At 39.1% G+C, this 21,455-nt stretch carries 22 protein-coding genes, 6 tRNA genes, 1 rRNA gene and 1 pseudogene; 25 read left to right on the top strand and 5 right to left on the bottom strand.

All coding sequences use genetic code 11. The features are described 5' to 3' along the window. Positions 1-11 precede the first annotated feature (11 nt). The 9 genes from rrf to PCY16_RS09575 all read left to right on the top strand — a co-directional run bounded on the left by rrf (position 12) and on the right by PCY16_RS09575 (position 2,359). A 5S ribosomal RNA gene (gene rrf / locus PCY16_RS09615) occupies positions 12-127 on the top strand. Between the two features lie 4 nt (positions 128-131). Further along, positions 132-204 (top strand) — tRNA-Val (locus tag PCY16_RS09610). A gap of 2 nt (positions 205-206) precedes the next feature. Next, positions 207-279: transfer RNA gene (locus tag PCY16_RS09605), tRNA-Asp, on the top strand. A 19-nt stretch (positions 280-298) separates the two neighbouring features. Then, positions 299-371, top strand: a tRNA-Lys gene (locus PCY16_RS09600). A gap of 5 nt (positions 372-376) precedes the next feature. Further along, positions 377-458, top strand: a tRNA-Leu gene (locus PCY16_RS09595). A gap of 12 nt (positions 459-470) precedes the next feature. Further along, positions 471-543 (top strand) — tRNA-Thr (locus tag PCY16_RS09590). Positions 544-550: 7 nt separating this feature from the next. Beyond that, positions 551-622: transfer RNA gene (locus PCY16_RS09585), tRNA-Glu, on the top strand. A gap of 90 nt (positions 623-712) precedes the next feature. Beyond that, on the top strand, positions 713-1,645 hold the full coding sequence (locus tag PCY16_RS09580) for a manganese-dependent inorganic pyrophosphatase (protein ID WP_195414208.1): 933 nt from the start codon (positions 713-715) through the stop codon (positions 1,643-1,645). Positions 1,646-1,699: 54 nt separating this feature from the next. Next, a complete protein-coding gene (locus PCY16_RS09575) occupies positions 1,700-2,359 on the top strand; it encodes a DUF1803 domain-containing protein (protein ID WP_195414209.1) in 660 nt (219 codons plus the stop codon). A gap of 29 nt (positions 2,360-2,388) precedes the next feature. Here the strand turns inward: PCY16_RS09575 and PCY16_RS09570 are convergent, their stop codons facing one another. Continuing rightward, entirely contained in the window at positions 2,389-2,922 is a 534-nt protein-coding gene (locus PCY16_RS09570; RefSeq protein WP_002886644.1) for a DUF402 domain-containing protein, read from the bottom strand. A 71-nt stretch (positions 2,923-2,993) separates the two neighbouring features. Then, on the bottom strand, positions 2,994-3,770 hold the full coding sequence (gene recX / locus PCY16_RS09565) for a recombination regulator RecX (protein WP_195414210.1): 777 nt from the start codon (positions 3,768-3,770) through the stop codon (positions 2,994-2,996). 34 nt (positions 3,771-3,804) lie between these two features. On the opposite strand from recX, the gene rlmD reads away from it, so the two are divergent. Continuing rightward, complete coding sequence (gene rlmD, locus PCY16_RS09560) at positions 3,805-5,160, top strand: 23S rRNA (uracil(1939)-C(5))-methyltransferase RlmD (protein WP_195414211.1); 1,356 nt, start codon at positions 3,805-3,807, stop codon at positions 5,158-5,160. 109 nt (positions 5,161-5,269) lie between these two features. Beyond that, positions 5,270-6,262 (top strand): aspartate--ammonia ligase, encoded by a 993-nt coding sequence (asnA, locus tag PCY16_RS09555; RefSeq protein WP_014633569.1) that lies wholly within the window; start codon positions 5,270-5,272, stop codon positions 6,260-6,262. Positions 6,263-6,307: 45 nt separating this feature from the next. Here the strand turns inward: asnA and PCY16_RS09550 are convergent. Continuing rightward, positions 6,308-7,557, bottom strand: a pseudogene (locus PCY16_RS09550) (ISL3 family transposase). 275 nt (positions 7,558-7,832) lie between these two features. After that, positions 7,833-9,191: an aspartate kinase gene (locus PCY16_RS09545; protein ID WP_002890033.1), complete on the bottom strand. Its 1,359-nt coding sequence runs from the start codon at positions 9,189-9,191 to the stop codon at positions 7,833-7,835. Between the two features lie 129 nt (positions 9,192-9,320). On the opposite strand from PCY16_RS09545, the gene PCY16_RS09540 reads away from it, so the two are divergent. The 14 genes from PCY16_RS09540 to PCY16_RS09475 all read left to right on the top strand — a co-directional run bounded on the left by PCY16_RS09540 (position 9,321) and on the right by PCY16_RS09475 (position 20,859). Beyond that, positions 9,321-9,959: an HAD family phosphatase gene (locus PCY16_RS09540; RefSeq protein WP_002886650.1), complete on the top strand. Its 639-nt coding sequence runs from the start codon at positions 9,321-9,323 to the stop codon at positions 9,957-9,959. A gap of 215 nt (positions 9,960-10,174) precedes the next feature. Further along, on the top strand, positions 10,175-10,966 hold the full coding sequence (locus PCY16_RS09535) for an enoyl-CoA hydratase (protein ID WP_073686148.1): 792 nt from the start codon (positions 10,175-10,177) through the stop codon (positions 10,964-10,966). 104 nt (positions 10,967-11,070) lie between these two features. Further along, on the top strand, positions 11,071-11,505 hold the full coding sequence (locus PCY16_RS09530; RefSeq protein WP_002885562.1) for a MarR family winged helix-turn-helix transcriptional regulator: 435 nt from the start codon (positions 11,071-11,073) through the stop codon (positions 11,503-11,505). Then, on the top strand, positions 11,505-12,467 hold the full coding sequence (locus tag PCY16_RS09525) for a beta-ketoacyl-ACP synthase III (protein WP_195414085.1): 963 nt from the start codon (positions 11,505-11,507) through the stop codon (positions 12,465-12,467). Before PCY16_RS09530 ends, PCY16_RS09525 begins: the two co-directional genes overlap by 1 nt. A 63-nt stretch (positions 12,468-12,530) precedes the next feature. Continuing rightward, entirely contained in the window at positions 12,531-12,755 is a 225-nt protein-coding gene (locus tag PCY16_RS09520; protein WP_002885495.1) for an acyl carrier protein, read from the top strand. Between the two features lie 105 nt (positions 12,756-12,860). Then, a complete protein-coding gene (gene fabK, locus PCY16_RS09515) occupies positions 12,861-13,826 on the top strand; it encodes an enoyl-[acyl-carrier-protein] reductase FabK (protein WP_073686147.1) in 966 nt (321 codons plus the stop codon). Positions 13,827-13,848: 22 nt separating this feature from the next. Beyond that, positions 13,849-14,769: an ACP S-malonyltransferase gene (gene fabD / locus PCY16_RS09510; protein ID WP_002886655.1), complete on the top strand. Its 921-nt coding sequence runs from the start codon at positions 13,849-13,851 to the stop codon at positions 14,767-14,769. 12 nt (positions 14,770-14,781) lie between these two features. Then, entirely contained in the window at positions 14,782-15,516 is a 735-nt protein-coding gene (gene fabG / locus PCY16_RS09505) for a 3-oxoacyl-[acyl-carrier-protein] reductase (protein ID WP_002886656.1), read from the top strand. A 62-nt stretch (positions 15,517-15,578) separates the two neighbouring features. Continuing rightward, positions 15,579-16,811, top strand: coding sequence for a beta-ketoacyl-ACP synthase II (fabF, locus tag PCY16_RS09500; protein WP_073949891.1), 1,233 nt, complete (start codon positions 15,579-15,581; stop codon positions 16,809-16,811). 3 nt (positions 16,812-16,814) lie between these two features. Beyond that, positions 16,815-17,309, top strand: a complete 495-nt coding sequence (accB, locus tag PCY16_RS09495; protein WP_073949889.1) for an acetyl-CoA carboxylase biotin carboxyl carrier protein — start codon at positions 16,815-16,817, stop codon at positions 17,307-17,309. Next, the gene (fabZ, locus tag PCY16_RS09490; protein WP_002885470.1) at positions 17,306-17,731 is read left to right on the top strand and encodes a 3-hydroxyacyl-ACP dehydratase FabZ; all 426 of its coding nucleotides are present in this window, start codon (positions 17,306-17,308) and stop codon (positions 17,729-17,731) included. The genes accB and fabZ overlap by 4 nt, the downstream gene beginning before the upstream one ends. A 118-nt stretch (positions 17,732-17,849) precedes the next feature. Beyond that, a complete protein-coding gene (locus PCY16_RS09485) occupies positions 17,850-19,220 on the top strand; it encodes an acetyl-CoA carboxylase biotin carboxylase subunit (protein ID WP_002886659.1) in 1,371 nt (456 codons plus the stop codon). A gap of 5 nt (positions 19,221-19,225) precedes the next feature. Beyond that, positions 19,226-20,092, top strand: a complete 867-nt coding sequence (gene accD, locus PCY16_RS09480) for an acetyl-CoA carboxylase, carboxyltransferase subunit beta (protein WP_080611217.1) — start codon at positions 19,226-19,228, stop codon at positions 20,090-20,092. Then, positions 20,089-20,859 (top strand): acetyl-CoA carboxylase carboxyl transferase subunit alpha, encoded by a 771-nt coding sequence (locus tag PCY16_RS09475; RefSeq protein ID WP_002886662.1) that lies wholly within the window; start codon positions 20,089-20,091, stop codon positions 20,857-20,859. Before accD ends, PCY16_RS09475 begins: the two co-directional genes overlap by 4 nt. Before the next feature lie 28 nt (positions 20,860-20,887). On the opposite strand, the gene PCY16_RS09470 is transcribed toward PCY16_RS09475, so the two are convergent. Continuing rightward, positions 20,888-21,370, bottom strand: coding sequence for an S-ribosylhomocysteine lyase (locus PCY16_RS09470; RefSeq protein ID WP_002885585.1), 483 nt, complete (start codon positions 21,368-21,370; stop codon positions 20,888-20,890). Positions 21,371-21,455 lie beyond the last annotated feature (85 nt).

The following is a 21,455-nucleotide window of genomic DNA, read 5'->3' as shown; positions in this document are numbered from 1 at the left end:
AATACTCAGAGTTAAGTGACGATAGCCTAGGAGATACACCTGTTCCCATGCCGAACACAGAAGTTAAGCCCTAGTACGCCTGATGTAGTTGGGGGTTGCCCCCTGTTAGATACGGTAGTCGCTTAGCACAAGGGAGTTTAGCTCAGCTGGGAGAGCATCTGCCTTACAAGCAGAGGGTCAGCGGTTCGATCCCGTTAACTCCCATAGGTCCCGTGGTGTAGCGGTTATCACGTCGCCCTGTCACGGCGAAGATCGCGGGTTCGATTCCCGTCGGGACCGTTCAAGTAGAAATATTTGAGACTCGTTAGCTCAGTTGGTAGAGCAATTGACTTTTAATCAATGGGTCACTGGTTCGAGCCCAGTACGGGTCATATATGCGGGTGTGGCGGAATTGGCAGACGCACCAGATTTAGGATCTGGCGCTTAACGGCGTGGGGGTTCAAGTCCCTTCACCCGCATTAGAAAAGTTAGCCGGCTTAGCTCAGTTGGTAGAGCATCTGATTTGTAATCAGAGGGTCGCGTGTTCAAGTCATGTAGCCGGCATAAAGATGGTCCGTTGGTCAAGGGGTTAAGACACCGCCTTTTCACGGCGGTAACACGGGTTCGAATCCCGTACGGACTATATTTTTGAGTGACTTAGGTTACTCTTTTTATTTTGTTTCTTTTTTTTATATGTTATAATAGCTTATAATACTATTTTTGAGGTGAATTTATGTCTAAAGTTTTTGTTTTTGGTCATCAAAACCCTGATTCTGATGCAATCGGGTCTTCTTATGGGTACGCTTATTTGAAACGTCAACTTGGAGTTGATGCTGAAGCTGTTGCTTTAGGTACTCCTAACGAAGAAACTGCTTTCGTTCTTGATTATTTTGGTGTTGAGGCACCACGAGTTGTTGAATCAGCTTTGTCAGAGGGAGTTAATCAAGTAATTCTTACAGACCATAATGAGTTTCAACAATCTATTTCAGATATTAAGGATGTTGAGGTTGTTGAGGTAGTAGACCATCACCGTGTGGCTAACTTTGAAACCGCTAATCCATTAATGATGCGATTGGAACCTGTTGGATCAGCTTCTTCAATTGTTTATCGTATGTTCAAAGAAAACAATGTTGAAGTTCCTAAGGAAGTGGCTGGTTTGCTTTTGTCAGGTTTGATTTCGGATACTCTTCTCCTTAAATCTCCAACTACACATGCTTCAGATCCTGCGGTTGCTGCTGAACTTGCAGAAATTGCTGGAGTTAATTTGGAAGAATATGGACTTGCTATGCTTAAAGCTGGTACTAATCTTTCGTCTAAATCTGCTGAAGAACTTATTGATATTGATGCCAAAACTTTTGAATTGAATGGTAATCAAGTTCGTGTTGCACAAGTTAATACAGTTGATATTTCTGATGTTCTTTCTCGTCAAGAGGAAATCGAAGAAGCTATTAATAACTCAATTAAAAATAATGGATACTCTGACTTTGTCTTAATGATTACTGATATCCTTAATTCAAATTCAGAAATTCTTGCACTTGGTTTAAATACTGATAATGTTGAAAATGCTTTTGATTTTGTTTTAGAAAATAATCATGCTTTCCTTGAAGGTGCCGTTTCTCGTAAGAAACAAGTAGTACCACAGTTGACTGAAAGCTTTAATGCATAAAATTAGGCCGTCAGGCCTTTTTTTAGTGGTCTGATTAATGGTATAATACTTCTTATGATAATACAATTTAACCCAAACAAACTATGTAAGCAAGCTTTTTTTATGGAAATAGTGAATTATCTGTATCTTAACCAGCCTGTGACCCTGAGAGCAATAAAAAGGCAGTTCCCTTTTCAAAAGAATATAGATAAATTAATTGAGGAGTTTGTAAAAGTAGGCTATATAGAACGATTTGAGAAACGTTACGGTTTATTAATTAGTCTTGTGTCGGATTCTTCTAAAATTGACTTAGACCAGCATTTTTTTATTAATGATGATTCTTCTTGTTATTTAGAACTATTAAATCGTAGTTTTGTTACTGAGATATCTAATTCTACTAATGAAGTTGTTATTATCGAACAAACGGGTATCACGAGAGACGAACTTACGATTTCAAATTATTTCTATAAATTAAGAGAAAATCTACCATTATCTGAAGAGCAGAATAGATTATATGACATATTAGGGGATGTTAATCCTGAATACTTTTTGAAACATGTTACGACTTTTCTTTTAAAGTACGTAAGGAAGGAATATGCACTTCAAAAAAGGAGGAATATTTTTGTTGATGCTTTAGAATTATTAGGGTATCTTATTCAAGTAGAAGAAGGTCGTTATCTTTTGAATATGGACTTAGATTCCGAAGCATTAGTATTTAGTGCAAAAAAAGACTAGTAATATTACTAGTCTTTTTTATGACAACTTTAACGATTCCTTAGTTCAAGATAACGTTTGTACCAGATGTTAACATAAGATTGTGAAAATGGCCCCTTACCATTGTTAATCCAATCTACCAAGATTTTAACATGTTCCTTTAAGATATAGTCAATATCAGGAGAGTAATGCATTTCTTTTTTATGTGTTTCATACTCATCTACATCTAGCAATTTTTTTTCACCATCAGCGAAGACTTTGACATCTAGGTCGTAGTCAATATATTTTAGTGCTTCTTGGTCCAAAATATATGGACTAGCTAAATTGCAGTAGTAGGAAATGCCGTTATCCCTAATCATGGCTATAATATTAAACCAGTATTTTTTGTGGAAATAAACAATAGCAGGTTCACGTGTTACCCATCGTCTTCCGTCTGCTTCAGTAACGAGGGTGTGGTCGTTAACGCCAATAACAGCATTCTCAGTTGTCTTTAGTACCATAGTATCGCGCCAAGTACGGTGCAAACTACCATCATGCTTATAACTTTGAATTGTGATAAAGTCGCCTTCTTTTGGTAATTTCATGGCGTCCTCTTTCTACAATAAGGGTTATCCCCACTATTGTATCATAATTTTGTAAAAAGAGGGGGGAATTCCTATAAATATTCTCTTAGAGCGGATGCTATGGCATCAAAGTCATAACCTTTTCTGGCTAAAGATTGTGTCAAGCGCTGCTTAAGTTCATAACCGTCGTATTTTTTACTAAATTTTTGATATTGCTTATCTATTTCTTTATAAAGGAGAGCTTGTTCAGTTTCTTCATCTGCTTCAAGTTCTAGATGATCGATTGCTAGTTTACTTTCTTGAAATGAAAAACCTTTATTGATAAGGCTTTGAGTTAATTTATCTTTTAGGGCTTTAGATGGTAGTTTTCCCTGATATTTTCGTAACAGTTTTGCAGCTACTCTAATGACTATTTCTGAGAAATCAAATTGACTTAAAACATCGTCAATGATCGATTTGTTACAACCTTTTTGAAGCCATTTTTGCTTCAGCACATAGGCTCCTTTATCGCCTGAATTCAGATTTTGTTGAGCTAGACTTTCTAGGAGTTTGTAATCATCAATCCAGTGATCTTTTTTTAGATTATCAATAATTTTTGGAATTATATGAGGGTTTATTTCATGTTTAAAAAGGTAATCTTTTACCTCTTTCTCAGTACGTTGTTTAAAGGAAATAAAATAGAGAGCTAAGTTTTTACCATGAGAGAACTGAGCAAAGGATTTAATATTCTCAAGTTGATTTTTGTCCAGTATCATTTCTTTTGTCAACATGTATTTAACGATGGTATCTTCTGTAACGTAGAGACTCTCTTTTTTGTCTATCTCAAGGAGATAAAGTCTCTTTTTCTTCTCGATTTTTGTGATTTTCATAGTTATTATTATATCAAAATGTTAGAATGGTAGTATGAATTTACAAGTGAAACAGCGTATCCCGCTTAAGATAAAACGCATGGGAATCAATGGCGAAGGCATTGGTTTTTATAAGAAAACTCTAGTTTTTGTGCCAGGGGCTTTGAAGGGTGAAGAGGTGTTCTGTCAGGTTGTTTCTGTTAAGAGAAACTTTGTTCAGGCGAAATTATTAAAGATTAATAAACCTTCTAAGTTTCGTGTCGAACCTGCATGTAGTATTTATGAAGACTGTGGCGGTTGCCAGTTAATGCATCTTCGTTATGATAAGCAATTAGAGTTTAAAACTGACTTATTAGGACAAGCCTTGAAGAAGTTTAAACCGGCTAATTTTGAGTCATATGACATTCGTCCAACAATTGGTATGGAGCAACCACAACATTACCGAGCTAAACTACAATTTCAAACCCGTTCTTTTGATGGCTCAGTTAAAGCTGGCTTATTTGCAGAAGGGAGTCATCGCCTCATTAATATTGATGATTGTCTAGTTCAGGATGATCTAACTCAAGCCATTATGAATAAGGTGACAAATTTGTTAGATAAATATAAGTTCCCAATTTATAATGAGCGTAAAATTGCTGGAATTCGTACTGTTATGATACGACGTGCTTTGGGTTCAAATCAGGTCCAGTTGATTTTTGTAACCTCTAAATCAGTTTCTTTCACTAAATTAGTTAAGGAATTGACGGAAAGTTTTCCAGAAATTGTAACAATTGCTGTCAATTATAATTATTCGAAGTCCAGTGAGATTTATGGTCAAGAGACGGAAATTCTTTGGGGGCAAGACACTATTCAAGAAGAGGTACTGGACTATAACTTTGCTCTCTCTCCTCGTGCATTTTACCAGTTGAATCCTCAACAAACAGAGGTACTCTATGGTCAGGCAGTTGAAGCTTTGGATGTAGGTAAGGCTGAACACCTTATTGATGCTTATTGTGGGGTTGGTACTATTGGACTTGCTTTTGCAAATAAGGTAAAGAGTATTCGAGGTATGGATATTATTCCAGAGTCTATTGAGGATGCTAGAAAGAATGCTAAATCACTTGGGTTGGAGAATGCTCACTATGAGGTGGGTAAGGCTGAGGATATTATTCCTCGTTGGTACAAGGAAGGCTATCGAACAGATGCTCTTATTGTGGATCCACCTAGAACTGGTTTAGATGATAAGCTACTTAAAACGATACTGGCCTACACTCCTGAAAAAATGGTTTATGTTTCATGTAATGTATCTACTTTGGCTAGAGACCTAGTTTCTTTGGCTAAAGTTTATGATGTTAATTATATTCAGTCAGTAGACATGTTTCCTCATACAGCTCGAACAGAAGCAGTTGTGAAGCTGACTAAGAAAATGTGATAAAACCTAACATAAAAAACAAGAAATTTTCCAAATTGTTGGAAAATTTCTTTATTTTTCTGAAAAATAGGAGTATAATAGGCTTATCGATTTTTTAAAGGAGGAGCGTATGAAAAAGAGCTTCATTCATCAACAAGAGGAAATTTCTTTTGTGAAGAATACTTTTACACAGTATTTGATTGATAAACTTGACGTCGTTGAAGTGCAAGGGCCTATTTTGAGTAAGGTCGGGGATGGTATGCAGGATAATTTGAGCGGTATTGAAAATCCTGTAACTGTTAATGTGCTTCAGATTCCTGACGCAACATACGAAGTTGTTCACTCATTAGCAAAATGGAAACGCCATACTTTGGCTCGTTTTGGTTTCAATGAAGGTGAAGGGCTCGTGGTTAATATGAAGGCTCTTCGTCCAGATGAAGATTCATTGGATGCAACGCACTCTGTTTACGTTGACCAATGGGACTGGGAAAAAGTTATTCCTGACGGACATCGTAATATCGCTTACTTGAAAGAAACTGTTGAAACCATTTATAAGGTTATTCGTTTGACTGAGCTAGCAGTTGAAGCACGTTACGATATTGAAGCTATTTTACCTAAGAAAATTACCTTCATCCATTCAGAAGAACTTGTTGAGAAGTACCCTGATTTGACACCAAAAGAGCGTGAAGATGCTATTACTAAGGAATATGGTGCTGTATTCTTGATTGGTATCGGTGGTGTTCTTCCTGATGGAAAACCACATGATGGTCGTGCACCTGACTATGATGACTGGACAACTGAGTCTGAGAATGGTTACCATGGTTTGAATGGGGATATCTTGGTTTGGAATGAACAATTAGGACATGCCTTTGAATTGTCATCAATGGGTATTCGTGTTGATGAAGATGCCCTTAAACGTCAGGTTGAAATTACTGGCGACCAAGATCGTTTGAAATTGGATTGGCACCAAGCCTTGTTACATGGCCTTTTCCCACTAACAATTGGTGGAGGTATTGGTCAGTCACGTATGGCTATGTTCTTGCTTCGTAAGAAACATATTGGTGAGGTTCAAACTTCAGTTTGGCCAGATGCCGTTCGTGAAAGTTACGAAAATATCTTGTAAAAAAAGGCTCTTTGTCAACTGTAGTGGGTGACGAAAAGCTAACATCTAGAGAGAACCTGATAGGTTTTCTCTTTTTGTATGTTCAGAGTGATGAAAACACGCTTCCTAAAGTTAATAAAGTTTCTAAAACCGAAGCCCAGACGTTTAATGTCTTTGATAAGCTTATTGGTCCCCTCCAATTTTGCATTTGAGTAATGTGTTTCTAGTGCGTTTTTGATGTATGGTTTGTGTCTAAGGAAGGTTCTAAAGACAGTTTTGAAGTAATGATTGACCTTGCTTATATTCTCCTCTATGAGCTCAAAAAACTCATCTACCCTCTTCTCTTGAAAGTGAAACAGCAACAGCTGATAGAGGTTATAATAATTAGCGAGTTCTTCTGAAAAGTCTAGTGTCTTCCTAACGACTTCATGTGGACTTAAGGTTTGACCAAAGGTCTTCGAGTGAAATGATTTACAAGATAACTTACGGCTGTCCTTTTGGAAGAGTCGCCAGTGATTTTTCAAGGCTCGGTAGGGGAGTGATTTCTTATCGAACTGGTTCATAATGGCAATTCTTGTCTTTAAAAAGGCACGTCCAAGGTGCTGGATGATGTGGAAACGATCAATAATGATTTCGGCGTTTGGGAAAAGTCTGCGAGCTAGTGGGATATAGGCTCCTGACATATCCATTGTAATAAACTGTACCTTTTGTCGAACTTTCAATGGGTACTTCAAAAAGTGGTTTCGAATCGTGGTTTGACGGCGATTATCAAGGATGGTTATGAGTTTGTTGGTCTCATAGTTTTGAGCCACAAAAGCCAACTCCCCTTTCTTGAACCCAAACTCATCCCAGGACATAACCCTTGTGAGTTTGTCAAAATGTTCCTTGAAAGTAAACTGATCAAGCTTACGATAGACGGTAGAGGTCGACACACGAAGTCTTCTGGCAATATCTGTTAGTGACATCTTCTCAGTTAGGAGTTGTGCAACTTTTTGACGGACTAGATTTGAGATTTGGCAGTTTTTCTCAACGATAGATGTCTCAGCCACCATTACTCTCCTACAACTTTTACACTGGAAACGGCGTTTCTTCAGACGTAGCAGTGTAGGCGTTCCAGCTTGTTCGAGAAGAGGAATTTTAGAAGGCTTTTGAAAGTCATATTTGATCATCTTTCCTTGGCAGTGAGGACATGATGGTGCAGGGTAATCAAGTTTTGCTTGAATCTCGATATGAGTGTCAGTTTCAAAAACAAGTGAAATCTTGATATTTTGGTCTTTAATTCCGATTAATTCTGTGGTATTCTTAATAGGTCTCATAAGTTCTTCCTAATGGTAGTTTCGTCGCTTTTCATTATAGTTCTTATGGGACTTTTTGTGTACACTTAAAAAGCTCTATAATCTCTACAGTGGTTTTACCCACTACAGAAATTATAGAGCCTAAAAAAAGCACTAACGAAAGTTAGTGTTTTTTGGTTAGCAATAGCTATGCATAATTGATCAATGAATTAGCTATTGGAGTAGATATCATAAGAGCTGGCTTAGTTTTTCTCATAAAGAAAAAACCTATCCCTTGAAGGAGATAGGTTTTTAGATTAGTCACCACTACGGAAAAAAGCATCGTAAAGAGCTCTGACGGCTGCTTTTTCTTGCTCAGTTTCAATTACGAACATAACAGAAACCTCACTAGAACCTTGAGAAATCATTTCTAGGTTAATATGTTTTTCAGAGAGCGCTTTAGCCGCTGTCGCTGTAACACCAATGTGGTCTTTCATATTTTCACCAACAATCATGAGAATTGAAAGGCCATGTTCAATTTCAACTTCATCAACACCGAGTTCACGAGTCAAGTATGAAAGGATTTCTTGTTCTTTGATTGGGGTAAGTTCACGTTCTCGAATAATGATTGAAAGATCATCGATTCCAGAAGGCATGTGTTCCCAACGGATGTTTAAATCTTCCAAAATTTGGAGGACCTTACGTCCAAAACCAACTTCACGGTTCATGAGGTATTTGGTCATATTGATGCTGACGAATTTATCATCACTTGCGATACCAACGACAGGAACAGTTGCACCCTTATGTTCAAGAATAATACGTGTACCTGGATGGTCTGGATTATTAGTGTTTTTAATAACCAATGGAATTTTACCACGATAGGCAGGGAGAAGGGCTTCATCATGAAGAACCGAGAAGCCAGCATATGCCAATTCACGCATTTCCTTGTAAGTCAACTCTGGAATTGAATGTGGTTCATGAACGACACCAGGATGGGCTGCGAAAATACCATCTACATCTGTGAAGTTTTCATATAAATCTGCCTTAACTCCAGCTGCAACGATAGAACCAGTGATATCAGAGCCTCCACGTGAGAAAGTACAAATTTGATTATCAGGGGTAACACCGAAGAAACCGGGGATTACAAGAACCTCATCTGATTCACGAAGCTCTTCCAACTTGTCATAAGCTCCTGGAAGGATACGAGCATTTCCAGGTTCGCTTGAGACAAAAATACCAGCTTGGCGAGGGTGAACGTAACGTGCTTCAATACCGTTATTACGGAAATATTCTGCGATTAATTTTGCGTTATTATCTTCCCCTGCAGCTAGGAAAGTATCATAAAGGAAATCATTGTCTTCAATAGGAAGAGTGGCAAGATCGTTGATAGATTTAGCAATCTTCGCCATTTCTGTTGATTTGAAGCCTAGCTCATCGACCATAGCTTGGTAGCGGTTAATAATCCATTCTTGGTCAGCTTTGACATCAGCACCTTTTGTGTAGTGTTTATAGTATTTAATCAAGGCGTCTGTGACTTTGGTATCTTCATCGTTACGTTTACCAGGGGCTGATACTACGACAAAGCGACGTTCAGGGTCAGATTTTACAATGTTTAAGACTTTTTCTAATTGTGTGGCTGAAGCAAGTGAGCTCCCACCGAATTTGATGACTTTCATAGTTACTCCAAAAATTTTAAATTACTCTACAATTATAGCAAAATTCTGACAATTTGTCACATTGTTTTTAAAAGCAAGTAAGATTTAGTCTGATTATGGTACAATAAGGAAAGAAAAGGAGGATATCCCGTGGTAGAGGCAATTATTTTTGATATGGATGGTGTCCTTTTTGACACTGAAAAATATTATTATGATCGACGTGCAAATTTCTTAGCTCAAAAGGGAATTTCAATAGACCATTTACCCCCGTCTTTCTTTATAGGTGGAAATACCAAGCAAGTTTGGGAAAATATTCTCAGAGATGACTATGATAACTGGGATGTGCCAACTTTACAAGAAGAGTACAATGCCTATAAACAAGACAACCCCTTACCCTATAAAGAATTAATCTTTCCTGATGTTTTCAAGGTCTTGAATGAAGTGAATTCTCGAGGGTTGAAAATAGGTTTAGCTTCTAGCTCAGTAAAGGCAGATATCCTTAGAGCTTTGGAGGAAAATCATTTGAACGGTTTCTTTGATGTGGTTCTCTCAGGAGAAGAATTTAAAGAGAGTAAACCCAATCCAGAGATTTATCTGACAGCATTACAGCATTTGAACGTGGAAGCAAATCAGGCGCTGATTATCGAAGATAGCGAAAAGGGGATTGCTGCTGGAGTCGCTGCAGGTGTTGAGGTTTGGGCCATTAAAGATAATCGTTTTGGCATGGATCAAGGTGCAGCCAAAGGCTTGTTGGATAACCTTATGGATGTTTTAGATTTATTAAAATAGAAGAGACACCGAGTTAGTTGTAGAACTCGGTGTTTTGATGTATCAAATTAAAAAACTCTAAGTTTTTGTTGACCTTTAGATGGACTATGGTATACTAGAAACTAACGATGAATGATTTGATAATCAAATTATCTATTCATCAAATAAAATTGTGATAAAAATATAAAGAACATACGGTTTTCATATAGGAACTAGTTATCGGAGGAATGCAAAAAATGGCTTACGAAACAATTCTTTATAGTGTTGAAGATGGAGTAGCAACTTTAACACTTAATCGTCCAGAAGTGCAAAATGGATTTAATATTCCAGTTTGTGATGAGATTATGGCTGCAATTGAGGAAGCTAAACAAGATGCGTCAGTAAAATTCTTGGTAATCAATGCTAATGGAAAAGTCTTTTCTGTTGGTGGCGACCTTGATCAAATGCAAAAAGCGGTTGCTGTAGATGATGTACAGTCTTTGGTTCGTATTGCTGAGCAGGTAAATGAAATTTCTTTTGCTCTTAAAAAATTGCCTAAGCCAGTCATCATGGTAGTTGATGGACCATGTGCAGGTGCTGCAGCTAACTTAGCTGTTGCAGCAGACTTTACGATTGCATCTGATAAAGCTAAATTCATCCAAGCTTTTGTAGGTGTTGGTTTGGCACCTGACGCTGGAGGTCTCTACCTTTTGACACGTTCAATCGGTATTAACCGTGCGACTCAAATTACCATGACAGGAGAGCCAGTATCAGCTGAAAAAGCTTTGGACTGGGGAATTGCCTACAAAGTTGTTGAGTCAGAAAAACTTGAAAAAACTGTGAGTCAATTGATTAAAAAATTGAACCGCTCTTCAGTGAATTCCTTTAAAGCCATTAAAGAAATGGTTTGGGAATCTGAATTTGCAGGATGGAAAAATTACGCTAAGTTGGAACTTGACTTGCAAAAATCTCTTGCTTTCACAGAAGACTTCAAAGAAGGAGTACGTGCTTATAGTGAGCGTCGTCGACCTAAATTCCAAGGGAAATAGCCACATTTTCTAAAAGAAAAACTAAAGTTTTTTAATCGGGCTTGCGAAATTAGTTTGAGTCTGATATAATTTGAAAATCAAAGTTTTATTGAAAGGAGTCTGGTGTGAATTACGACAAAATTGATGGCTATCTTGTTGATATTTTTAATAACGTAGTTATTATCGAAGAAGCAAGTTTAAAGAATTCAAAGTTTAACGATGTTTCCCTCAAGGAAATGCATACCATTGATGTGATCGGTACACATCCAGATACGACACCAAGTGCAGTAGCTAAAGAACTCATGCTAACTCTTGGTACTGTAACAACTTCTCTCAATAAACTTGAAAAGAAAGGTTATATTGTCCGTACGCGTTCATCAGTTGACCGTCGTGTGGTCCATCTTTCGCTTTCTAAAAAGGGTCGTTTGGTATATCGTCTTCACCGTCGTTTTCATAAATCAATGGTGATGAGGATTACAGAAGGCTTTAACGACGAGGAATTGAAGGTTATGAGCAAGGGATTGGAAAATCTCCACGCATTTCTTGAGGAGTTGAAATAATGGCATTTGCAAAAATTAGTCAGGTTGCCCATTATGCACCTGCTCAGGTCGTGACTAATGATGACCTATCAAAAATCATGGATACTAGCGATGAGTGGATTCGCTCACGTACAGGTATTCAGGAACGTCGCATCTCATTGAATGAGAATACGAGTGATTTAGCTACCAATGTTGCTCATCAGCTATTAGAAAAATCAGGATTAGCTCCTGAGGAGCTAGACTTTGTTTTAGTTGCAACGATTTCTCCTGATACTTCTATGCCGTCAGTAGCGGCTCGAGTTCAAGGAGCAATTGGTGCAGTCAACGCCTTTGCTTTTGACATTACTGCGGCATGTAGTGGGTTTGTCTTTGCTTTAGCAACCGCAGAAAAATTGATAAAGTCAGGCGCATACAAAAGAGGTCTAGTTATTGGTGCTGAAGTCCTTTCTAAAACGTTAGACTGGTCTGACCGTACAACAGCTGTCCTCTTTGGAGATGGTGCTGGCGGAGTCCTTTTGGAAGAAACTGAAGAAGAACATTTTTTGGGAGAATCTTTAAATACCGATGGTAGCAAGGGTGGTCTTGAGTCAGGAGCCTCTGCAGTTATCTCGCCTTATTCAGATGAGTCTGATCAGCCTAATCCCTATATGCAAATGGATGGGAAAGCAATCTTTGATTTTGCCGTTAAGACGGTTTCAAAGAGTATTAAGGCCTTGGTTGAAGAAAAAGGTGAGCCTGATTACTTCCTTCTTCATCAAGCTAATATTCGTATTTTGGATATTATGGCTAAGAAAATCGATGTCAGTCGTGATAAATTCTTGGCAAACATGATGTCTTATGGTAATACCAGTGCGGCAAGTATCCCAATTCTGCTTTCTGAAAACGTGGCGAATGGGACCTTAAAATTAGACAGCGGTCAAACAATTCTCTTATCAGGTTTTGGTGGGGGTTTGACATGGGGCAGTCTTATTGTTAAAATCTAGTTATATAAATTATGCACCAGCATAGATTATAAGAAATATATTTATCTTAAAGGAGAAATTAAAATGGCAGTATTTGAAAAAGTACAAGAAATCATCGTTGAAGAACTTGGGAAAGATGCAGAAGAAGTAAAAGTAGAAACTACTTTTGACGAACTTGACGCTGACTCACTTGACGTGTTCCAAGTTATCTCAGAAATCGAAGATGAGTTCGATATCCAAATCGAAACTGAAGAAGGTCTTAACACTGTTGGTGACCTTGTTGCTTACGTAGAAGAAAAAACTAAATAAGCAGGGCATAGAGAATATTCTTATTTGGGATATTCTCCTTTGTTTATACAATTACTTTGATTATTAAACTATTTATTTGATTAGAAAATCGAAAAAAGGTGCAAAATGAAATCTCGTATTACAGAACTGTTAGGAATTAAATATCCAATCTTCCAAGGTGGTATGGCCTGGGTTGCTGATGGCGACTTGGCAGGAGCCGTTTCAAATGCTGGTGGACTCGGAATTATTGGTGGCGGTAATGCCCCTAAAGAAGTGGTAAAAGCTAATATTGATAGAGTAAAACAAATCACTGACAAACCTTTCGGTGTTAATATCATGCTTTTGTCACCATTTGCAGATGACATCGTTGACCTCGTTATCGAAGAGGGCGTTAAGGTTGTTACAACAGGAGCCGGAAATCCAGGTAAATATATGGAGCGTTTCCACGATGCTGGAATTACAGTAATCCCAGTTATTCCATCGGTAGCACTTGCTAAACGTATGGAAAAACTTGGAGCAGATGCTGTTGTCGCAGAAGGTATGGAAGCTGGTGGTCACATCGGTAAATTGACAACTATGGCACTTGTTCGCCAAGTTGCTGATGCGGTATCTATCCCAGTTATTGGAGCTGGTGGTGTTGCTGATGGACGTGGTATGGCTGCTGTTCTTATGCTTGGAGCAGATGCTGTTCAGGTTGGTACGCGTTTCGCTGTTGCTAAAGAATCTAATGCACACCAAAACTTCAAAGATAAGATTTTGAAGGCTAAAGATATTGATACTGTTATTTCAGCCTCAGTTGTTGGACACCCAGTTCGTGCGATCAAGAATAAATTGGCTACTGAATATAACCAAGCTGAAAAAGATTTCTTGGCTGGTAAGAAGACTCAAGAGGAAATTGAAGAGCTTGGTGCAGGTGCCCTTCGTAACGCGGTTGTTGATGGAGATGTGGAATATGGTTCAGTTATGGCTGGACAAATTGCAGGTCTTGTTCGTAAAGAAGAAACATGTGCAGAAATCTTGGAAGACCTATACACAGGTGCTGCCAAGGTGATTAAAGAAGAAGCTGCTCGTTGGGCAGATGTAAACGTCTAAAAACGTCGAAAGGATTAGGATAGTGACAAAACGTGCGTTCTTATTTGCTGGTCAAGGGGCTCAGAAATTGGGCATGGCGAGCGATTTGTATGCGACTTATCCCGTTGTCAAAGAGACATTTGATACGGCTAGTCGTATTCTAGGTTATGATTTGCGTGAATTGATTGATTCTAACGAAGAAAAACTTAATCAGACACGCTATACTCAACCAGCTATTTTGACAACGTCAGTAGCCATTTATCGCCTTTTGGCAGAAAATGGTATCACTCCTGATATTGTTGCCGGTCTCTCTTTGGGTGAATATTCTGCCCTAGTTGCGGCCGGAGCACTCTCATTTGAGGATGCGGTAGCCTTGGTTGCTAAACGTGGAGAATTCATGGAAACAGCTGCTCCTGCTGGAAGTGGGAAAATGGTTGCTGTCATGAATACAGATCCAAGTTTGATTGAAGAAATCTGTCAGAAAGCATCTGAAAAGGGTGTAGTAACGCCTGCTAACTATAATACTCCAGCACAAATTGTTATTGGTGGTGAAGTTGAGGCTGTTGATTATGCTGTGGAATTGCTTAAAGAAGCTGGTGCTAAACGTCTGATTCCTCTTAATGTTTCAGGGCCGTTCCATACAGCTTTACTTGAATCAGCTAGTCAAAAATTGGCAGCAGAACTTGAGAAAGTGTCATTCAAGGACTTTACGCTTCCTTTAGTAGGTAATACTGAGGCTCAAATCATGAAGTCAGAAGACGTCAAAGCACTTTTGGCTCGTCAGGTGATGGAACCTGTACGTTTTTATGATTCGATTGCCACTATCCAAGAATTTGGTGTAGATGAAGTAATTGAGATTGGTCCAGGAAAAGTCTTGTCAGGCTTCTTGAAGAAAATTGATAAAACCTTACCAACTCATAATGTTGAAGATCAAGCTAGTCTTGATGCCCTTCTTAATGCTTAAAACGAGGTAAACATGGAACTTAAGAATAAAAATGTTTTTGTAACAGGTTCAACACGTGGAATTGGATTAGCTGTGGCACACAAATTTGCTAGTCTTGGTGCCAATGTTGTTCTAAATGGACGTTCTGAAATATCTGAGGACTTGCTTGCACAGTTTGCAGATTATGGTGTAACTGTTGTAGGTATCTCAGGTGATATTTCTAACGGTGAAGATGCTAAACGTATGGTAGCTGAAGCTATTGAAAAGCTTGGTAGTGTTGATGTTCTAGTTAATAATGCTGGAATCACTAACGATAAGTTGATGTTGAAGATGAGTGAAGAAGATTTTGAACGTGTCTTGAAAATCAACTTGACTGGTGCTTTCAATATGACACAGGCTGTCTTAAAACCAATGTCTAAGGCTCGTCAAGGTGCCATCATCAATATGTCATCTGTTGTAGGTCTCATGGGGAATATTGGTCAAGCTAACTATGCGGCTTCAAAAGCTGGTCTGATTGGTTTTACAAAATCAGTGGCGCGTGAAGTTGCGGCTCGTGGTGTCCGTGTCAATGCTATTGCTCCTGGTTTCATTGAATCAGATATGACTGACGCTATTCCAGAGAAAATGAAAGATGCTATGATTGCTCAAGTGCCAATGAAACGTATTGGTCAAGCAGAAGAAGTGGCTGAAGTTGCAGCATTCTTGGCTAGTCAAGAATATCTCACAGGTCAAACCATCGCTATTGATGGTGGTATGACCATGCAATAATTGAATATCAATATCAAAAAAATCATTTATTAGAATATCCATCCGACAAAAGGAGAATATATATGTCTACAAATCGTGTTGTTGTTACAGGTTACGGCGTAACCTCACCAATCGGTAATACACCAGAAGAATTTTGGAACAGTCTTCATGACGGTAAAATTGGTATCAAACCAATTACGAAGTTCGATGCTTCTGAAATTCCAGTCTTTAACGCTGGTGAAATCCAAGATTTCCCGTTCGATAAGTACTTTGTGAAAAAAGATACTAACCGTATGGACACTTACTCACTTTATGCGATTTATGCTGCTATGGAAGCTCTTGAAAATTCAGGACTTAACATGGAAGAAGAAGATCGTGATCGTGTTGGTGTCATCGTGTCATCTGGTATTGGTGGTCTTCAAGAACTTGAAGATCAAATCATTCGTATGCACGAACGTGGGATGAAACGTATCAAACCAATGTTTATCCCTAAAGCACTTTCAAACATGGGTGCTGGTAACATTGCTCTTAAAATTGGTGCTCAAGGGGTATGTAAATCAGTGACGACTGCTTGTGCCTCTGCCAATGATGCAATCGGTGAAGCCTTCCGTGAAATTAAATTCGGTTTGCATGATGTTGTCTTGGCTGGTGGTGCTGAAGCTTCAATCACTAAGATTGGTATTGGTGGTTTCAATGCTCTTACAGCACTTTCAACAACAGAGGATCCAGAACGTTCATCAATTCCATTTGATAAAGACCGTAATGGTTTTGTTATGGGTGAAGGTGCAGGGGTTCTCGTTATCGAAAGCTTGGAACATGCCCAAAAACGTGGTGCTAACATCTTGGCTGAGATTGTTGGGTACGGATCAAACTGTGATGCCTACCACATGACAACACCAACTCCAGACGGTTCAGGTGCTGCTAAGGCAATTAAATTGGCTATCAATGAAGCTGGTATCAAACCTGAAGATGTTGATTATGTCAATGCTCACGGGACATCAACACCTGCTAATGAAAAGGGTGAAAGTGGTGCCATTGTTTCTGTACTTGGTAAAGATGTTCCAGTTTCATCTACTAAATCATTTACAGGTCACTTGCTAGGTGCTGCTGGTGCAGTTGAGGCTATTGCAACAATCGAAGCTATTCGTCATAACTATGTACCGAAAACTGCTGGTACAAAAGAATTGTCTGACTACATCGAAGCTAATGTTGTTTATGGTGAAGGTCAAGAAGCTGATATTGAGTACGCAATTTCAAATACCTTCGGTTTTGGTGGACACAATGCTGTTCTTGCCTTTAAACGTTGGGAGGCTTAATTCATGAATATTTCTGAAATCAAAGATTTATTGGCTCAATTTGATGCATCAACTTTACGTGAATTTTCATACAAAAATAATGGTGAAGAATTGAACTTGAGCAAAAATCAAACAAGTTCAGTAACAGCTGCCCCAGTAGTTCCTACAGTTGAAGTAGTTGCGCCAGCTCCTCAAGCCCCAGTTGCTCCAGTAGCAGCACCTGCCGCTGTTGAAACTCCAGCAACACCAGTTGAAGAAGCTTCTGCTCCTGCTCAAGCTGCTGAAGGTGAAGTGGTTGAAAGTCCACTTGTTGGTGTGGCTTACTTGTCTCCATCACCTGAAAAACCAGCCTTTGTTTCTGTTGGTGATACTGTTAAGAAAGGTCAAACGCTTCTTATCGTTGAAGCAATGAAGGTGATGAATGAAGTGCCAGCACCTAAAGATGGTGTTATTACTGAAATCTTGGTAGCGAATGAAGAAGTTGTTGACTACGGAAAAGGATTGGTACGCATCAAATGACAATTGATATTAATGCTATTCGTGAAGCTTTACCACACCGTTATCCAATGCTTTTGGTTGACCGTGTGCTAGAAGTTTCAGAAGACGAAATCACAGCTATTAAAAATGTAACGATCAATGAACCTTTCTTTAATGGACATTTTCCTCAATACCCAGTTATGCCTGGCGTTCTTATCATGGAAGCTCTTGCGCAAACAGCTGGTGTTCTTGAATTGTCTAAACCTGAAAACAAGGGCAAATTAGTCTTTTATGCAGGTATGGATAAGGTTAAATTTAAAAAACAAGTGGTTCCTGGTGACCAACTTGTTATGACAGCTAAGTTTGTTAAACGTCGTGGAACAATTGCTGTTGTTGAAGCTAAGGCTGAAGTCGATGGTAAACTTGCTGCATCAGGTACTTTGACTTTTGCTATTGGAAGCTAATGTTTTGTGAAAATCCTTCTGGCGACAGTCGGAAAGGATTTTTCTTTAGACATTGGTCTATCACATAGAAAGGAAATCAACACAGACTATCAAAAAATGTCTGATGTTATCTTGTTTTATGTTTAAAAAATTATTGATTGCCAATCGTGGTGAAATTGCAGTGCGTATTATCCGTGCAGCGCGTGAATTGGGTATCCAAACGGTTGCTATTTATTCTGAAGCGGATAAGGATTCTCTCCATACTATGCTTGCTGATGAAGCTATTTGTATCGGGCCTGCAAAATCAACGGATTCTTATTTGAATATGAATCGTGTCCTATCAGCTGCTATTGTGACTGAGGCTCAAGCTATTCATCCAGGGTTTGGTTTCTTGAGTGAAAACTCTAAATTTGCCACTCTCTGTGAAGAAATGAACATCAAGTTTATTGGTCCTTCAGGCGAAGTCATGGACAAGATGGGTGATAAAATCAATGCCCGTGCTGAAATGATTAAGGCTAATGTCCCTGTAATTCCTGGTTCAGATGGTGAAGTCTTTACAGCTGAGGAGGCTTTAGAGGTTGCCAACCGTCTTGGTTACCCAGTAATGCTTAAGGCTTCTGCTGGTGGTGGCGGTAAGGGGATTCGTAAGGTTAACACTGAAGAAGAGTTAGCTCCTGCCTTCGAATCTGCGTCACAAGAAGCTAAAGCAGCCTTTGGTAATGGGGCGATGTATATTGAAAAAGTTATTTACCCAGCTCGTCATATCGAGGTTCAAATTTTGGGAGATAGCTATGGTAATATTGTTCACCTAGGTGAGCGTGATTGCTCTCTTCAACGTAATAACCAAAAGGTTTTGGAAGAATCACCGTCAGTTGCTATTGGTAAGACACTTCGTCACGAAATTGGTTCAGCGGCTGTCCGTGCCGCTAAGGCTGTTAATTATGAAAATGCGGGTACTATCGAGTTCCTTCTTGATGAGAAAACAGGTCAGTTCTACTTTATGGAAATGAACACCCGTGTTCAAGTTGAGCACCCAGTTACAGAATTTGTAAGTGGTGTGGATATTGTTAAAGAACAAATCCGTATTGCCGCAGGTGAAAAACTCTCTGTGACCCAAGATGATATTGAAATCAAGGGGCATGCTATTGAGTGTCGTATCAATGCAGAAAATCCTAAGTTTAACTTTGCACCTAGTCCAGGGAAAATTAGCAATCTCTACCTACCTAGTGGAGGTGTTGGTCTCCGTGTAGACAGTGCAGTCTATCCTGGCTATACTATTCCACCTTACTATGATTCAATGATTGCCAAAATCATTGTTCATGGAGAAAATCGATTTGAGGCACTCATGAAGATGCAACGTGCTCTTTACGAGCTCGAAATCGATGGTGTTGTGACTAATGCTGACTTCCAGTTGGATTTGATTTCAGATCGTAGCGTTATCGCTGGGGATTATGACACTTCCTTCTTGATGGAGACCTTCCTACCAGCTTATCAGAATCGTGAGGAATAGAGTTTATGGGATTATTTGATCGAAAAGAAAAGTATATCCGTATCAATCCTAACCGTTCTGTACGTAATGGGATTGATCACCAAGTGCCAGAAGTTCCAGATGAACTTTTTGCAAAATGTCCTGGTTGTAAACAAGCTATTTATCAAAAGGACTTGGGACAAGCTAAAATTTGTCCAAATTGTTCTTATACCTTCCGTATTTCCGCTAAAGAACGTCTCGATTTAACAGTTGATGAGGGATCTTTCCAAGAACTGTTTACAGGCATTAAAACCAAAAATCCATTGAATTTTCCAGGTTATATGGAGAAACTAGCAGCGACTAAGGAAAAAACTGGTCTTGATGAAGCTGTCGTGACTGGTGTTGCAACTATCAAGGGGCAAAAAACAGCCTTGGCCATTATGGATTCTAACTTTATTATGGCTTCAATGGGAACTGTTGTTGGTGAGAAAATCACTAAACTCTTTGAACATGCGATTGAGGAAAAACTTCCAGTTGTTATTTTTACAGCATCTGGTGGGGCCCGTATGCAAGAAGGAATCATGAGTTTGATGCAAATGGCTAAGATTTCAGCTGCTGTAAAACGTCATTCGAATGCTGGCTTGTTGTATTTGACTGTATTGACAGATCCAACAACTGGTGGGGTTACAGCAAGTTTCGCCATGGAAGGTGATATCATCTTAGCTGAGCCACAAACCTTGATTGGTTTTGCAGGTCGTCGAGTCATTGAAAACACAGTTCGCGAAACTTTGCCAGATGATTTTCAAAAGGCTGAGTTCCTTCAAGAACATGGTTTTGTTGATGCCATTGTTAAACGTACAGAGTTGGCTGATACCATTGCCACACTCTTATCATTCCATGGAGGTGTTCAATGAGCGACGTAGCACGTATTTTAAAAGAAGCGCGTGACCAAGGCCGTTTAACTGCTTTGGACTTTGCCCAAGGAATCTTCGATGACTTTATCGAACTTCATGGCGATCGTAATTTCCGTGACGATGGTGCCATTATTGGTGGTATTGGTCGTTTAAATGGCCAAGCAGTTACTGTAGTGGGTATCCAAAAAGGTAGAAACCTACAAGATAACCTCAACCGTAACTTTGGCCAACCTCATCCAGAGGGTTATCGTAAGGCTCTTCGCCTCATGAAACAGGCTGAAAAGTTTGGTCGTCCAGTCGTTACCTTTATCAATACTGCGGGTGCTTATCCTGGTGTTGGGGCAGAGGAACGCGGACAAGGTGAGGCAATTGCGCGTAACCTTATGGAAATGAGCGACCTTAAGGTGCCAATTATTGCCATTATCATTGGTGAAGGTGGTTCGGGAGGAGCTCTTGCCTTGGCAGTAGCCGATAAGGTTTGGATGCTTGAAAATACCATCTATTCTATCTTGAGTCCTGAAGGATTTGCAACTATCCTCTGGAAAGATGGCTCACGTTCAGAAGAGGCGGCAGAGTTGATGAAGATTACATCAGGCGAGTTGCTTAACATGGGAATCGTTGATAAGGTTATCCCAGAACGTGGTTACTTTACAAGTGAAATTATTGAAGCAATTAAGACAGCAATTGTAGACGAGTTGGCAGAATTAAGCCAACTATCAACAGAAGACTTACTTGAAGCGCGTTATCAACGTTTTAGAAAATATTAAAAAACATTGGGATATACCCCAATGTTTTTTATACGGTATGGCGTTCGAAGGCTTGGTCTGAGATACCTTGTTCAAGGATAAGTTTAGCCCATTCCTTAGCTGAATGAAGACTGTGATCCTTGTAGTTACCACAAGATTCAATGGTTGTCCCTGGAACATCTTCCCATGTAATCTCGTTAGCGATAGCTTCAAGACTAGATTTGATAACTTTGGCAATTTCTGTAGGATCTTGTTTACCCCACATAATCATATGGAAACCTGTACGGCAACCAAATGGTGAGCAATCAATAAGGCCATCGATACGTTGACGGATCAGTTTAGCGAGTAGGTGTTCGATAGTATGAAGACCACCTGTATCAATACTGTTTTCATTAGGTTGAATCAAACGGATATCAAAGTTTGTGATGATATCTCCTTTAGGTCCAACTTCCTCTGAAATAAGACGGACATAAGGTGCTTTTACAATAGTGTGATCAAGTTCAAAACTTTCAACAGTAACGTCTTTTGGCATGGTAATACCTCCCTATTCTAATAGAGTTATGATACCACAAAATCAGTTTAAAGTTCTAGTATTTATTTGAGAAAAAGCTATAAAT

Source organism: Streptococcus sp. SS4, from assembly GCF_030440125.1.
In the GTDB taxonomy this organism is placed as follows: Bacteria; Bacillota; Bacilli; order Lactobacillales; family Streptococcaceae; genus Streptococcus.
This window is presented reverse-complemented; position numbering and strand designations above follow the sequence as displayed.

What these genes read in the sequence shown, in the direction of transcription:
- PCY16_RS09580 (WP_195414208.1), top strand. Translation starts at nt 713, where the DNA reads ATGTCTAAAGTTTTTGTTTTTGGTCATCAAAACCCTGATTCTGATGCA.
- PCY16_RS09575 (WP_195414209.1), top strand. Translation starts at nt 1,700, where the DNA reads ATGATAATACAATTTAACCCAAACAAACTATGTAAGCAAGCTTTTTTT.
- PCY16_RS09570 (WP_002886644.1), bottom strand. Translation starts at nt 2,922, where the DNA reads ATGAAATTACCAAAAGAAGGCGACTTTATCACAATTCAAAGTTATAAG.
- recX (WP_195414210.1), bottom strand. Translation starts at nt 3,770, where the DNA reads ATGAAAATCACAAAAATCGAGAAGAAAAAGAGACTTTATCTCCTTGAG.
- rlmD (WP_195414211.1), top strand. Translation starts at nt 3,805, where the DNA reads ATGAATTTACAAGTGAAACAGCGTATCCCGCTTAAGATAAAACGCATG.
- asnA (WP_014633569.1), top strand. Translation starts at nt 5,270, where the DNA reads ATGAAAAAGAGCTTCATTCATCAACAAGAGGAAATTTCTTTTGTGAAG.
- PCY16_RS09545 (WP_002890033.1), bottom strand. Translation starts at nt 9,191, where the DNA reads ATGAAAGTCATCAAATTCGGTGGGAGCTCACTTGCTTCAGCCACACAA.
- PCY16_RS09535 (WP_073686148.1), top strand. Translation starts at nt 10,175, where the DNA reads ATGGCTTACGAAACAATTCTTTATAGTGTTGAAGATGGAGTAGCAACT.
- PCY16_RS09525 (WP_195414085.1), top strand. Translation starts at nt 11,505, where the DNA reads ATGGCATTTGCAAAAATTAGTCAGGTTGCCCATTATGCACCTGCTCAG.
- PCY16_RS09520 (WP_002885495.1), top strand. Translation starts at nt 12,531, where the DNA reads ATGGCAGTATTTGAAAAAGTACAAGAAATCATCGTTGAAGAACTTGGG.
- fabK (WP_073686147.1), top strand. Translation starts at nt 12,861, where the DNA reads ATGAAATCTCGTATTACAGAACTGTTAGGAATTAAATATCCAATCTTC.
- fabG (WP_002886656.1), top strand. Translation starts at nt 14,782, where the DNA reads ATGGAACTTAAGAATAAAAATGTTTTTGTAACAGGTTCAACACGTGGA.
- fabF (WP_073949891.1), top strand. Translation starts at nt 15,579, where the DNA reads ATGTCTACAAATCGTGTTGTTGTTACAGGTTACGGCGTAACCTCACCA.
- accB (WP_073949889.1), top strand. Translation starts at nt 16,815, where the DNA reads ATGAATATTTCTGAAATCAAAGATTTATTGGCTCAATTTGATGCATCA.
- fabZ (WP_002885470.1), top strand. Translation starts at nt 17,306, where the DNA reads ATGACAATTGATATTAATGCTATTCGTGAAGCTTTACCACACCGTTAT.
- PCY16_RS09485 (WP_002886659.1), top strand. Translation starts at nt 17,850, where the DNA reads ATGTTTAAAAAATTATTGATTGCCAATCGTGGTGAAATTGCAGTGCGT.
- accD (WP_080611217.1), top strand. Translation starts at nt 19,226, where the DNA reads ATGGGATTATTTGATCGAAAAGAAAAGTATATCCGTATCAATCCTAAC.
- PCY16_RS09475 (WP_002886662.1), top strand. Translation starts at nt 20,089, where the DNA reads ATGAGCGACGTAGCACGTATTTTAAAAGAAGCGCGTGACCAAGGCCGT.
- PCY16_RS09470 (WP_002885585.1), bottom strand. Translation starts at nt 21,370, where the DNA reads ATGCCAAAAGACGTTACTGTTGAAAGTTTTGAACTTGATCACACTATT.